The organism is Pseudoalteromonas sp. AWH4_217, from assembly GCF_056161105.1.
In genome coordinates this window covers 76,164-90,357 of sequence record NZ_JBSWYM010000005.1, presented here as the reverse complement: position 1 = coordinate 90,357, position 14,194 = coordinate 76,164, and the positions used below count along the sequence as shown (strand labels likewise).

The window sequence follows — 14,194 nt, the reverse complement described above, 5'->3', positions numbered from 1 at the left end:
AGCAGCTGCGTTTTTGTTTCAGTAGCTTATAAGCTGTGGCTGGTAATATTACTTTGGCTCTTTCGCCTAACAAGCGTATTTAGCTGCTGCGTTTTTGTTTCAGTAGCTCATAAGCTGATTGAATACTCTGACTCTTGCGCTTGGCAATTTCCATCATATGCTCAGGCAGGCCCTGAGAAACCAGTTTGTCAGGGTGATGTTGTGCCATCAGCTTGCGATAGGCACGCTTGATATCTTTGTCCGAAGCGCCATCACCCAGTCCCAATACTGCCAGCGCCTCACTGCGAGACACCATCGACTGCTGAGTTGCCCCGGAGGAGCTGCGTTGTTGTCTTTGCTGCCCCTGACTCTGCCGTTGCTGAGACTGCCACTGAGCACGCTGCTGTCGAAACCGGAATTCGGCCTGATAACGCTTAAGTAAAAAGCTAAACTGAGTCTGGGAAATCCCCAGATATTTACTCACCTCACGTAACAGAACCTGCTCCTGCTCCGAGACATGCCCGTCAGAAAAGGCCATTTGAATTTGGATTTCCAGAAACAACTGCAACAGGTCATAGCGTCTGGCAAAGGCTTCTCTGACCTCGCGGACCGAGTCTTTGATAGAAAAGTCGCTTTCCTTTCCTGCACGAAAAGCATGCTGTGCCTCGCGCCGGTCATCGCCGGCCAACCCCATCTCATCCATGAAGGCTGTCGCGGCACGGATATGGACCTCGCTGACTCTGCCATTTGATTTAGCAATATGTCCCATCACAGAAAAGCAGCTCGAAAAAAACAAAGCCTGGCGCTCACTGAGATCATCACCGTTCAAAAAGCCCTGAAACCCGCCTACCTTGTCGAAATCCTGTCTGAGGCTTTTATCGAATAAATGGCCCAGATAAAAGCCCAGTACCGCACCCAGCCATTTGCCAAATAAAAAACCAAACCCTGTGCCTAATAACTTACCCCACATGCACCTGCCCCACTGCTTTGTTGATCTGCTTTAAGCGCTCTGGAGTTCCTATGTCATGCCACTGTCCCAAAAAGAGCTCCGTTGAGACCTGCCCCTGCGCCAGCCCTTCTTTGAGCAATGGCCCCAGTGCTAAAAACTGTTCATTGACAGCGCTGAAAAAGTCTTTGTGATACAACCCAATACCAGCAAACGTATACGCCTGTGTGTCGGCGTTTAGGTGGGCAAGAGGAAAGTCTCCTTGTGGGTTGTGAGGTGGGTTTTCTACCAACACAAGGTGCGCCTCGCCTGGTAATAAATGCAGACGAGACAAATCATGCACAGCATAGTCTGTAAAAATATCACCATTAATCACGAGAAATACATCTTCGTCTTCACATAACAGAGGCAAGGCCCGAACGATCCCCCCTGCGGTTTCCAACCCGCCTTCAGGCTCTTCGGAATATTGAATGGACACGCCATACGCGCTGCCATCACCAAAATATTCACGTATCTTGTCACCCTGCCAGGCCAGATTGATCACAACACGGGTGATCCCAGCCTGCACCAGACGTATCAGATGGTGCTCCAGTAAGGGCTTTCCCGCTACTTCCAGCATAGGCTTTGGCATCATCGCCGTCAGTGGCATCATACGCTTGCCCCGGCCAGCGGCCAAAATCATTGCTTTCATTTACATTGTTCCAGCTTTGCTTTTACCAGAGGTATTATCTCGGATTGTACACAAGTTGCAAGCCACTGAAATGTATCAACACATTTTGCCGCGTCATAAATATATTGTAGTGTCGGCAGGATATTCTGTAAGTAACCAGGTTTGCCATCACGGAGATACAAGCGCGCAAATATCCCGGCCGCCTTGAGGTGTCGCTGTAACCCAGTCAGCGCGAATTGCTGCTGATAGTCTGTATAGCAGTTACTGGCAAGCAGCCCGGCCTTGTTGAGTACATCAAAACTGTACCGTTGCAGATGCTCAAACTGATCTTCTGGCAAGGTGTGATAACAATCCTTCAGTAACGAAACCGCATCGTAGCAAGCGGGCCCCTGAACAGCATCCTGATAGTCTATGACTACCCATTGCTGTTTGTGCCACATAATGTTTCGGCTGTGAAAGTCCCGGTGCATAGTCACTTGAGTCTGCTCAAGCATGGCAGAAGTCAGTGTTTCTTTCAAAGCGCACCACTGCTCCAGCCAAATCTCAGTAGTTTCATAACCCAGCCAATGAGTAAGTAGCCACTCACTAAAAATATCCAGTTCCATATCAATAAAAGCTGCATCATAAGGCTTCATATGGGGACTTTCTGGAAGACGAGCGATGTCAGGTAGCATCTCTATTAACGTCTCATAGTACCCTAGTGCGTCCTGATACGCGTTCAACCTGTCAGCCAAATGCTCAGTGCCCAAATCCTCTAACAGCACAAAACCAAGTGCACAATCTGCTGCCATGATTTGCGGTACACGCACAGCACCTTTACTGAACAACGCATTCAATTCCACAAATGCCTGAACGTTGCCAACCTCAGGCGCGACATCTAATAAAATTAATCTACTTTGCTCATGGGTGATGCGAAAATAGCGGCGAAAACTGGCATCTCCATCAAGGGCAGAAACCAGCTCCGGGACAGCATTATAATACTGATGCAAAAAGGCCGCTCTGGCTTGCGCGCGCAGCACAGCCTTGGGTGACAGGTTTTGGGTCATTTTTCTTACTATTTCCTATTCTTAACTACTGTAATTAACACGCTTTTCATTTATTATGTCTGGCTTGAAAATGAATTTCGGCAAACAAGGTTGATAAATGAGCAAAGCTTGGGGCCTTTTCGTGCTTCCCCTAATCAGTACAGCGACTTTTGCTAATTCGAACATTGATGGCCTTCAGTGTAAAGACTACTTTCAGCCTAAAAACTGGCAACCTGTCACTGACCTGCCTGGTGGCGCAATCGACATTAAGTCTGATAATGTTGAGTTGCAGGGAGTCGAGAGCGCTGAGTTTAGCGGAAACGTTGTGATCAGCTCCAATGTCATGAGCTTGTCCGCTCAGGCAGCATTGATAGACAAGCAGCAAGGGCTACTCAATGCTACCGGTCCACTTGTATTTCAGGATGAGTATACGCTGGTCAACAGTACGGGCATGTTTGCCAATTTAAAAGAGTATGAGTTCAGCCTGCTGGGCGCCGATTACTGGCTTACCCAGCAAAACGGCCACGGCAGTGCCGAAAAACTGCATGCGACCAGCACCCAGGTTGACCTGCTTAATTCCAGCTTTACCACCTGTCCGGGAGAAACCCCGTTCTGGTCAATAGAAGCCAGTAGTATTGTTATGAATCGTGACAGCGGCTGGGGTGAAACGCACAACACAATCCTGAAAATACTGGATACGCCGATAGTCTATGTGCCTTATTTTACTTTCCCCATTGATAATCGCAGAAAATCGGGGGTACTCGCTCCGACTATCAGCAGCTCAAGTCAACGCGGCTTAGGGATTGCTATTCCCTACTACATAAATCTGGCACCAAACTACGACGCAACCATCACGCCCAGATATATGTCTAAAAAAGGCACACAGCTCATTTCTGAGTTCCGTTATCTAACCAGACAACATCAAGGTCAGCTTGCCATCGAGTTTTTAGAGCAGGATGATTCAGCAAAACAGCTTGATGAGAGATATTTAGTCAACTGGACGCAAAATAGCTATTTTGACGAAAACTGGCGCGCCAGTGTCGACATTACTAACGTCAGTGATGATGCCTATATTTCAGATTTAGATTCTAAATATGCCAATGAAACAGACACCCAACTTTATCGCACCGGGCAACTCAGTTATCTCGGAGACGAATGGGCCATTGATCTAAAAGTACAAAACTTTGAGGTATTGGGTAATCACACAGAATCATATGCGGTGCTGCCACAGCTCACCATTAACAATGTCTCGCGTAATTTTCAGGGCTTCAACTGGGGGCTGACGGGTCAAATTAGTCACTTTACAAACGATGAATTAACCGTCACCGATGCAACCCGCATACACCTGGAACCCAGTGTGTCTTATGACTACAGCGCCTATGCTTGGTCATTTGCGTCGAACTTAAGCCTGATGCACACCTATTATGAGCAGGACGGTGGCGATGCTTTTTCACAATCACAGTACAAAAAGTCAGTATCTCGTACTTTACCTAAACTACGCCTGCACGGTCAGTTAAATCTGGAGCGTCAAACAAACTTCGTTCTCGAACAAGGTACCCAAACATTGGAGCCTCAAATCCAGTATTTGTATACCCCGAAAAAGGACCAATCAGGTATTGCATTGTATGACACAATCAAAATGCAGGATGACTTTTTTGGACTATTCCGTGAACAACGTTTTTCTGGTGTAGATTTTATCGCTCAGGCAAACCAATTTACCCTTGGGGCAACCACTCGCTTGTTCGATAGCAATAATAGTGAACGTTTCAATTTTAGCATGGGACAAATCATCTATTTAAGTGACTCAGCTAAACCGACTGAACAATCACTGGAAACCAATGCGCTCGCTCAGGATAGCCAAGAATTTGGCAGTAAGAATTATAATGCCTTGTTTGCCGCAGAGAGTATGCTGCACTGGCATCGCCGTTGGTATTTTTCCGCGGGTCTGCAGTATGATGCGGATGAAAAAGAGCTGATCCAGTCTCACATGACGCTAGACTACCGCGGCAGTAACAAAAAATTAGTTCAATTGAACCATCACTATGCCAGTGATGTCTCAGGATATGAAATCGATCAAATCGGCCTGTTTAGCAGTTTACCCATAGATGAAAACTGGCAACTGGTTGCCAGCTATCACCGTGATCTGACGGCAAGCCGAAGCGTTGAAGTGTTTGCCGGGCTGCAGTACGAATCGTGCTGCTGGGCTATCCGCATCACAGGAAAACGCCAAATACAAACGGATCTCAATCAAACGATATCACGTGATGACGCTATTTTTGACACAAGCTTTGGTATCAATTTTGTGTTAAAAGGGTTAGGCAGCAAATCAAGATATGATGCTAGCCAGTTACTACGTTCGGGTATCTTTGGTTACCGCAGACCGTTCTTTTTAAATAATTAACAACAAAGACTCTTATGAATTTAAAAAAGCTGTTATTAGTTCCAATATTAAGTATGACGCTGGCACAGCCGGTATGGGCTGAGCGTATCCAGTTGGACAAAGTAGTCGCGACGGTTAACGACGGCGTGGTGTTAAAAAGTGAAGTAGACAAAATACTCAAGCGTGTGAAAGAACAAGCTGAACAACAAAATACAGAGCTCCCCTCTGATAAGGTTTTGCGTATTCAGGCCGTTGAAAAACTGATTGATCAAGTGCTAATGCAGCAAATGGCAGACCGCATGGGAATGGAAATCTCTGACGCCCAGCTAGATCAAACACTGGCCAGCATGGCCAAAGACCAGGGTGGCACAATTTCAGATCTGCGTAATTCAATCGAGGCCGCAGGTGAAAGCTTCCAGGCGTATCGAGAAGAGATCCGTACCGAAATCATGGTTTCTCAGGTACAGCGTGCCGCCGTAGATCGCCGTATTTATATCAGCCCGCAGGAAATTGCTAACCTGCAGAAAATTTTAGCGGAGCAAACGGGTCAGTCAGAAGAGTATGATATAGGCCACATACTGATAAAAATTGACAGTAAAGCAAACCCGGAAGACATAGAAGATGCCCGTGAACGCGCTGAAAAGGTAATTGAATTCCTTGGTGAAGGTAAAGAATTCAAGCGCATTGCCATTGCTTCATCTAGTGGCGCAAAAGCACTCGATGGCGGACAACTTGGCTGGATGGGCATCAATGAAATGCCAACCTTGTTTGCTGAGGCGGTAAAAGGCAAGAAGAAAGATGACATCATCGGTCCGCTACGCTCTGGTGCTGGTTTCCATATCCTGAAAGTTCAGGATATCCGTGGTCGTCAGGTAGTTGAACGGGTTGAGGTGCGCTCTCGCCACATCCTGATCAAGCCATCCATTATTCTCAGTGAAGAAAAAGCGCGTGATACACTCGCTGGATTTGCCGCCGACCTCCGTGAAGGCAAAGCCGATTTTGCCGCGCTTGCAAAAGAACACTCTGAAGATCCAGGTTCAGCGCTGAAAGGCGGTGAGTACGACTGGACGGATCCGACGACCTATGCCCCTGCGTTTCGCGACACTTTGCTATCTCTGGAACAAAATGAGATAAGTGAACCATTCAGAAGTAGTTTTGGCTGGCACATTGTACAGTTGCTTGACAAACGCGTTGCTGATAAAACAGAGCAAGCAAAGGCAAATCGTGCCCACCAACTTCTGTTTCGTCGTAAGTTTAAAGAAGAGAGCTTTAAGTGGATGCGCGAAATGCGCGAACAGGCACACGTAGAAGTAATCGACTAATAGAAGAACTAAGATGAGTTTAAGAATCGCAATCACCCCTGGTGAACCGGCAGGGATAGGACCAGATCTGGTCATCAAACTTGCGCAACACGACTGGCCAGCTCAGCTGGTCGCCGTTGTTGATAAAGACATCATGCTACAGCGTGCCCGGGAGCTAGATACGACCATTAAGCTCATTCCGTTTGATCCCACAGCCCCAGCTACACCAGCACCAGCTGGCAGCATCTATTACCTTCAGGTAGACAAAGGCTGCGCTGTCACCGCCGGGGAGCTGGACGAACGCAATGGCCAGTATGTGTTGGATACCCTCAGAATTGCCTCTGAAAAAAATATGGATGGCACGTTTGATGCGGTCGTCACCGGGCCCGTTCACAAAGGGATCATTAATCGCGCTGGTATTTCTTTTAGTGGTCATACTGAGTATTTTGCTCAGCAATCTAACACGCCTGATGTGGTCATGATGTTGGCTACTGAGGGACTACGTGTGGCGCTTGTTACGACCCATATTCCCCTTGCTTATGTTTCTAAAGCCATTACCCATGACAGACTTACTAAGGTTGCACACATTCTCTACCAAGACTTGCAAACCAAGTTTGGGATTGAGCAACCACATGTGCTGGTGTGCGGATTAAACCCGCACGCGGGTGAAGGTGGCCACCTGGGCAATGAAGAAATTGATACCATAGAGCCGGTCCTGGCTGAACTCAATGCGCAGGGGATGCATTTTGTTGGTCCATTGCCCGCAGATACTCTGTTTCAGGCGAAATACCTCGAAAATACCGATGCAGTACTGGCAATGTATCACGATCAGGGCTTACCTGTGTTAAAATACAAAGGATTTGGCAATTCGGTAAATATTACCCTTGGATTGCCCTTTATCCGCACTTCTGTTGATCACGGCACGGCACTTGATCTTGCCGCCAGCGGCAACGCAGAAGTCGGTAGTTTCGAATTAGCGATCCGCGAAGCAATTAAGCTCGCCACCGAGAAAACACAGAGTTCATGACAGATAAAGTACATTTGGGCCATCGAGCCCGTAAACGCTTCGGCCAAAACTTCCTTAACGACAGCAATATCATCGATAAGATTGTCACAGCCATCGATCCAAAGCCCGGAGACAATCTGGTAGAGATAGGCCCGGGCTTGGGCGCCATCACTGAGCCCGTTGTTGAACTGAGTGACCAGCTAACTGTTGTGGAACTAGATCGCGATCTGGCCGAGCGCCTGATCCATCACCCTTTTATGGGCCCTAAACTGACTGTGCATCAGGGCGATGCCATGAAGTTTGATTTTTCTTCGCTGCTAAAAGGCGACGAGAAATTAAAGATTTTTGGTAACCTCCCCTATAACGTTTCTACCCCACTGCTTTTTCATTTATTTGAATTTGCAGATCAGGTTGAGCACATGCATTTCATGCTGCAAAAAGAAGTTGTGAATCGCATGGTTGCCGGCCCGGGCTCAAAAGCCTACGGCCGTTTGAGTGTCATGACGCAATACTATTGCCACGCAATTCCTGTGATCCAAGTACCACCAACGTGCTTTAAACCTGCGCCTAAAGTGGATTCTGCTGTAGTAAGACTGATCCCTAAAGAGGCACAACAGCGTAGTGCAAAAAGCACCAAAGTGCTTAATACCGTGTGTCTGGAAGCTTTTAACCAAAGACGCAAGACGCTACGCAACAGCTTGTCTAACCTGATGACAGCCGAGCAACTGAGTGATCTAGGGATCGACCCGGGCTTGCGTGCCGAGAATATTTCCCTTTCGCAATTTATTGAGATAGCAAACTGGATCTATGACAACAAAGAGTGAGATCGGCTCACCGATCAAAGTAGCTGTAGAGACCTTCTATGTTGAAGGTCAATCTCAGCCAGAAAAAGACAAATACGTCTTTGCTTATACCATTACCATTAAAAATCACAGCTTGTGCAATGCTAAACTGGAAAGCCGTTACTGGCTGATCACCGACGCCAATGGCAAAGAAACCGAGGTCGAAGGTGATGGTGTAGTCGGCGAACAACCAACTATCCGTCCGGGAGAGAGCTACCAATACACCAGCGGTGCGGTGTTGGATACGCCCGTTGGTACCATGGAAGGCTACTATGTCATGCGCAACGAATTTGGTACCGAGTTTCGCGCACCTATTCAGGTTTTCAGGCTCAGCCGTCCGGATATCCTGCACTAATGGCCAATTATGTGGTCGGTGACCTGCAAGGCTGCTTTGCACCATTAAAGCAGCTATTACAGGAGGTGGCCTTTAATCCCGCCCGTGATCACCTTTATCTGGTTGGTGACATCGTTGCCCGGGGTCCCGATTCTCTCGGCTGCCTTGACTTTGTATTTCGCCATCAGGATTGCATGACAGTTACGCTTGGCAACCACGACTTACACCTCATCTGCAATGTATTACTTGGTAACACCCCAAACCCTAAAGACAAACTTGATGACTTATATAAGCACAGCAAATTGCCAGAATACCTGCGCTTTTTAAGCAGTCAGCCATTGTGTGTCTACCTGGAAAGATATCGTACCTTTATCTCCCATGCCGGTATTCATCCCGATTGGCAGATTGAGCACGCTCTGGCACTAGGGCAATGGGCACAACAAAAGTATATGGGCAGTGAGGCCAGCCAATTTCTGCCCGCCATGTATGGGAAAGAATCGCGTCTGGTATTAGAAAAAGATGAACAAAGCCGTTTTAATACCATAGTCAATGTGTTTACCAGAATGCGCTTTCTGACTGCTCAGTGGCATCTTGATTTTGACAATAAAGGCACACTGGATGATGCCGGAGATCTGCGTCCCTGGTTTACTCATCCTCGCTTTCAAAGCGACCCGCATCGTTATGTGTTTGGTCACTGGGCTGCCTTACAAGGCATCACCCATACCCCAAATGTCACCGCTTTAGATACAGGGTGTGTATGGGGTGGACCGATGACTTTGCTTGATTTAGACAGAAATGAGCAAATTTCGAGCAATTAACTGTTTCTCAGCCGATTTTACTGAATTTTGAATTCACATCTGCTATAAAATACTTAACTATCGCGCAATAAATCCGATAAGCATTCATTCAGCTTTAATTTGATGGTACCCGTATGAATTTGACTGTAAGCCAACGTATCTGGGGTGGTTTTATTATAATCACTCTGCTCCTGTTGATGATCGGAGGTAACTCGCTGCTAAGGATCGCCAATATTGATAATTCCACAAGACTGGTTAATTCGCTGTCATTGCCCGCACTAGACAGCAGTGCAGCCTTACAGATCGAATTTACTCAAATGAGTAAACTTGCTCAGGGCAGTTACTTTACCCAGTCACCCGACGAACTTAATTCACTCAAGGCAAAATTTAATGAGCGCCAGCAAGCGTTCAATAAAACCTTTTCAGAATTAGGCGCTGTGGTTGATCAAGACCCGGGTCTGGCACAAAGCAAACGCGAGGTCGAAACAAGCTTTAAGCAATTCTCGGCCTCAGTACAGGACTTACTCAGCAATAAAGCGCGTGAGCTCATGCTGGTAAAAACCCTTAAGCAACAACTCGAAGACACTGAAATGGCAGCGGAAGATGCCACTACAGTAGTACTGGACATCCTTGACTTGGATGGCTTGCAGGAAAATGATAACCGCGCTTATCAGGCCGCAACTAAACTGGAAAACTTGTTTAGCTCGGCAGTCACCACCAGTACAGATATGATGACTATCAAAGAGCGCAACACGCTGGACATCGTAGAGAAAGAACAAGCCTATGTACTGGAAGAGCTGGAGCGTAATATGGCGCTGATGACGTCGACCGTCGAGCGACTTGACAGCACCCTGGCTGACGACTTACAGCAGTATTATAGCGACCTCCTTGCTCAGTTAAAAGGTTCAAGCGGCATTGCTGGCAACGTTGGTCAGCTGATCACCGCAAGACAAAAGACCCGCACGGAGCTGGATGCCGCAGAGAGGACCACTAATGCAGCGTTAAAACAGCTTGGCGAGTTGGTTGCACAATCTAAACAACTGGCGTTTGATATTCAGGACGAAGTGCGTGCAGACGTAACCTCTGCAAATATGTGGACCTGGGTAGGCATGATCATGGCAGCCCTGCTAGCCATTGTGATTGCTTATTTGACTGTCAGCCGAATTACTAAACCACTGGCAGAAGTGAACAGAGTACTCAATATTGTCGCGCGTGGTGACATGACTCAGACACTGGATGATTCTGCAAAAGATGAATTCGGTGAACTGGCACGCAGCTGTAATAGCCTTATCGCCAGCCTGCGTGAACTGATCACAGGTATTGTGTCGCGTTCAACCCAGCTGGCAGCAGCCTCGGAAGAGACCTCAGCCATCACCATAGAGTCTAGCCAGGCAATTAAGAGCCAGCAGTCTCAGGTTGAACAAGCAGCCACGGCTACCACAGAAATGAGTAGTACTGCCCATGGGGTGAGCAACAGTGCTCACCAGGCATTGCAGGAAATCAAGAACGCCGATAAAGAAGCTGAGCGTGTGAAAGGTATTTCTCAGGACAACAAACACACCATTGAGCAATTGGCTCATGAGGTGGAAGCCGTCTCTGAGGTAATCAACAAACTGCATCAGGACAGCTCGGCCATCGGCGGGATCCTGGATGTTATCCGCGGTATTGCAGAGCAAACCAACCTGCTGGCGCTCAATGCCGCTATCGAAGCAGCACGTGCTGGTGAACAGGGTCGTGGCTTTGCCGTTGTTGCAGATGAAGTTCGCTCTCTTGCCAGCAAGACGCAAGAGTCAACCCAAGAGATCCAGGCTATGATCGAGTCACTGCAAAGCGGTGCAGAAGAAGCCGTTAGCGCCATGTCGAAAGGCCAGCAACAGGCAGAGTCATGTGTTCATCAAAGTGATGTGGCCAATGAGGCACTGAACTCTATCACTGATGCGGTTTCACGCGCACACGATGTCAGTGAAGAAATTGCCAACGCAGCCAATGAGCAGCAGCAAGTGTCTCAGGAGATCAGTGAACGTCTTGAGTCTATTGTAACCATCGCCGAGCAAACAGCTGAAGGCGCAAACCAGACGTCTATTTCGAGCTCAGAAGTGGCCAAGCTGGCCGAAGAGTTGAGACAGTCTGTCGACCAGTTCAGGGTCTAACTTCAGACTTTACCCAATCAAAAAGGCCCGCTCATAGAGCGGGCCTTTTCTTTTTAATATCGTCAGAATGACTCATGTAGTACCACCAGTGCACTAAGCTTACTGGCACCAAAAGAGGCCATTCTTTCAAAGTCTTCCCGTGCAATTGGCACCTGCTGACAGTCAATTGCCTCCTGCTCATCTTCCACATCCGGGTCATTGACATACAAGCACAGTGCATCGATGCCTGTGATTAAAACCCAGTGCGGTGCTTTCTTACCGTTTAACCGGTATGTGCTGATCAAGGCCAAGATCGAACTTCCCTGAGACAACCAGTGCTCCACCTGTTCGAGTTGAAGACTCGCGCAATGAACTGGAATATCCCGATATTCACACTCTTGCTTAAACTGCTCATGTACCAGCGTCATCACCTGCTTTTTCTGCTCGTTGCGCACTCCATCAATAAACAAAGGCTGCGCCGTATTCACCACCACTTCGGTGGCAAAGCCACGCCTTTCAGCAGCAAGTGCCAAACCAAACGGATGGCAGCCACCATGGCCAGAGGTCATAAAAATGGTTGTTGCTTCGCGCCAAATCTCCAGTTCAAGGCTCTGATCTCCCATGCAACTTGCGTCAATGCTGGCCATCGCCATCATCAAAGACGCCGGCCCACAGGTGAACTCTGTTGTCTGCTGATACCAGGGGGCAACCTGCAAAGTCGCCTGCTCAGTGCGTTTGCGAATACACTTTTGCATTCTCAGCGCATCATCGTGATCTTCGTAATAATTATGATATTCACCAAACACCCGATATCCCAGCTTCTTGTACAGAGCGATTGCTGCCGTATTGCGTTTTGCTACTTCCAGTCGCATGTAAAACCAGCCAAGCAGGGCCGCCTGAGACTCCAGCTCAGTCATCAACTGACTGGCAATGCCTTTACCCTGCTGCTGTTGCGATACAGCCAGTGAATATAAGCGAGCAAGTCGTGTTCCCTGATGCAACCACAGCAGTCCATAACCCACCAGCTCTCCTGCCAGTCGGGCAGTCAGCAGCAGGCTGTGCTCGAACCCGATATGATGCTTAAACTGACGACGACTGAGCCTGTCACTGCTAAAGCAACGCGCTTCCAGCTCAACCAGTTCGGCCAAGTCCTCAGGCTGGGCTTTTTCTACCACCATGCAGGCCTGCAACATTACTTTTTACCTCTCGCTTCAAGACGACGCAAAAATTCCGACATGATCTGCATGTAAAGCTCATCGCCCAGATACTTATCTTCCACACCCTGATCAATGCTGGGGTTATCGTTCACTTCCAACACATAAGCCTTGCCTTCATGCTCCTTGATGTCGATGCCATACAGACCATTGCCCACCACAGCCGCGGCCTTCAGTGCGGCCCCCAATACCACTTTGGGTACTTCAAAGGTCGGCAAAGTATCAAACCCACCCGAAAAATTGCGTTTTGAACTGTGGTTATAGATCTGCCAATGATTGCGTGCCATATGATAACGACACGCATAGATGGCACGTCCATTCAGTACCCCAATACGCCAGTCATAATCGGTATACAGATATGCCTGGGCCAGCACAATGGCCGACTCTCCCAGTAAGAGATTCAACCGGAATTGTAGTTCCTCTTTGGTTTTTACCTTGTACACGCCCTTAGAAAACGCACTTTCCGGCATCTTAAGCACCATAGGCAATGACAACTGTGCAACCAGCTCTTCTATTACCGCTTCAGAGCACTGGCTGACGAAGCACGTTTCCAGTGACGGTACTTTTTTATAGTTAAACGCATCGTGTAAAAACACTTTATTACAGCAACGTAAAATAGAGCTTGGGTCGTCAATCACCACTAAGTCTTTTTGCTCTGCTTCCTGGGCAAGGCGATAAGTATGGTGGTCAATCGCTGTGGTCTCGCGGATAAACAACCCATCGAACTGACTCAAGTTATATAACTCATCCGCCTCGACCAGATGCACTTTGATACCCAGTTTAGCGCCGGCCTTAACAAAGCGATTCACGGCGTTTTTGTTACTCGGTGGCAACTGCTCCTGGTGATCAACCAGCATAGCCAAGTCCCAGCGGTGTTTTTTACTGCTTTTGCGCTTTTTCCATTGCATTGCGTGGACTCTGCTGAGCACCTGAGCACAAAATGTCAGTTCGTCCTGCTCAATTGAGGAAAAGTCGCTGCGCAGTACCTGCACCTGTAACCCGTTGCCCTGAGGCTGCACATGCACCGTCAGTAACGGCGCCTGAAACTGCGCAAACAAGTGCGCTGCGAGCTTGGTATATTCCGCCTGTTGCGTTTCACCCATACAGATCAGCAATGACAAGGCCTGTGACACCGCAATACCCTGCTGCGTGCACCAGGCCTGAGACAAATACACAGTGCAGCCTTCATCACCCAGCTCATTGATCACTTTAACACTCGGCAGCGCCTGGTGATTACGCGCTTCTGCCAGCAAGGAGCAATAGTAGCCCTGACTGAGGTATCGACGGCAGTCACACAGGTTAATGACCCTTAGCTTAGATTCGCCGAGTTTGGGGTACTCTTGCAGGTATGTTTCGAAAGTCACCACATTGTCATTCAGTGGCAAGATATCTGCATTTTGATCAACAACAAAAAGCGTAGACAACATTTTAGTCCTTAGTGTGGCCTGACCTTTTATGCTTTTAACATAGTGCAACAGGCCACCTGTTTATGATGGTTTTTTCAACCGGTATAACGCTATTTTTATGTAAAAATCAGGTCAGAGACAAACGATCAATTTTGATGCTCAAGA

Annotated in this window: 12 protein-coding genes; 7 read left to right on the top strand and 5 right to left on the bottom strand. The window is 48.0% G+C overall.

The genetic code is table 11. From position 1 onward, the window contains the following. Positions 1-79: 79 nt before the first annotated feature. From djlA to ACXAH1_RS07270, 3 genes are read right to left on the bottom strand one after another with little or no spacing between them, the layout of a single operon-like run. Positions 80-949, bottom strand: a complete 870-nt coding sequence (gene djlA / locus ACXAH1_RS07280) for a co-chaperone DjlA (protein ID WP_253043744.1) — start codon at positions 947-949, stop codon at positions 80-82. Continuing rightward, a complete protein-coding gene (murU, locus tag ACXAH1_RS07275; RefSeq protein WP_475195312.1) occupies positions 939-1,616 on the bottom strand; it encodes an N-acetylmuramate alpha-1-phosphate uridylyltransferase MurU in 678 nt (225 codons plus the stop codon). Before murU ends, djlA begins: the two co-directional genes overlap by 11 nt. Beyond that, a complete protein-coding gene (locus ACXAH1_RS07270) occupies positions 1,613-2,641 on the bottom strand; it encodes an aminoglycoside phosphotransferase family protein (protein ID WP_475195309.1) in 1,029 nt (342 codons plus the stop codon). The genes murU and ACXAH1_RS07270 overlap by 4 nt, the downstream gene beginning before the upstream one ends. A 97-nt stretch (positions 2,642-2,738) precedes the next feature. Here ACXAH1_RS07270 and lptD point away from each other — a divergent pair, with 97 nt between their 5' ends. From lptD to ACXAH1_RS07235, 7 genes are all read left to right on the top strand, one after another. Continuing rightward, entirely contained in the window at positions 2,739-5,021 is a 2,283-nt protein-coding gene (lptD, locus tag ACXAH1_RS07265) for an LPS assembly protein LptD (RefSeq protein ID WP_475195307.1), read from the top strand. Positions 5,022-5,035: 14 nt separating this feature from the next. Continuing rightward, entirely contained in the window at positions 5,036-6,322 is a 1,287-nt protein-coding gene (gene surA, locus ACXAH1_RS07260; protein WP_475195305.1) for a peptidylprolyl isomerase SurA, read from the top strand. Positions 6,323-6,335: 13 nt separating this feature from the next. Continuing rightward, a complete protein-coding gene (gene pdxA / locus ACXAH1_RS07255) occupies positions 6,336-7,328 on the top strand; it encodes a 4-hydroxythreonine-4-phosphate dehydrogenase PdxA (RefSeq protein WP_253043732.1) in 993 nt (330 codons plus the stop codon). Beyond that, positions 7,325-8,131 carry a 16S rRNA (adenine(1518)-N(6)/adenine(1519)-N(6))-dimethyltransferase RsmA gene (gene rsmA / locus ACXAH1_RS07250; protein WP_475195301.1) on the top strand — a complete coding sequence of 269 codons (807 nt, stop codon included), beginning with the start codon at positions 7,325-7,327 and terminating at the stop codon, positions 8,129-8,131. The genes pdxA and rsmA overlap by 4 nt, the downstream gene beginning before the upstream one ends. Beyond that, positions 8,115-8,504 carry a Co2+/Mg2+ efflux protein ApaG gene (gene apaG, locus ACXAH1_RS07245; RefSeq protein ID WP_054014194.1) on the top strand — a complete coding sequence of 130 codons (390 nt, stop codon included), beginning with the start codon at positions 8,115-8,117 and terminating at the stop codon, positions 8,502-8,504. Before rsmA ends, apaG begins: the two co-directional genes overlap by 17 nt. Further along, a complete protein-coding gene (locus tag ACXAH1_RS07240) occupies positions 8,504-9,301 on the top strand; it encodes a symmetrical bis(5'-nucleosyl)-tetraphosphatase (protein ID WP_475195299.1) in 798 nt (265 codons plus the stop codon). Before apaG ends, ACXAH1_RS07240 begins: the two co-directional genes overlap by 1 nt. A gap of 113 nt (positions 9,302-9,414) precedes the next feature. Beyond that, complete coding sequence (locus tag ACXAH1_RS07235; RefSeq protein WP_475195296.1) at positions 9,415-11,430, top strand: methyl-accepting chemotaxis protein; 2,016 nt, start codon at positions 9,415-9,417, stop codon at positions 11,428-11,430. Between the two features lie 62 nt (positions 11,431-11,492). Here ACXAH1_RS07235 and ACXAH1_RS07230 read toward each other — a convergent pair whose 3' ends face one another. Both ACXAH1_RS07230 and ACXAH1_RS07225 read right to left on the bottom strand, forming a co-directional pair. After that, positions 11,493-12,602: a GNAT family N-acetyltransferase/peptidase C39 family protein gene (locus ACXAH1_RS07230; RefSeq protein WP_475195294.1), complete on the bottom strand. Its 1,110-nt coding sequence runs from the start codon at positions 12,600-12,602 to the stop codon at positions 11,493-11,495. Beyond that, a complete protein-coding gene (locus tag ACXAH1_RS07225; protein ID WP_475195292.1) occupies positions 12,602-14,050 on the bottom strand; it encodes a RimK family protein in 1,449 nt (482 codons plus the stop codon). The genes ACXAH1_RS07230 and ACXAH1_RS07225 overlap by 1 nt, the downstream gene beginning before the upstream one ends. Positions 14,051-14,194: the final 144 nt, after the last annotated feature.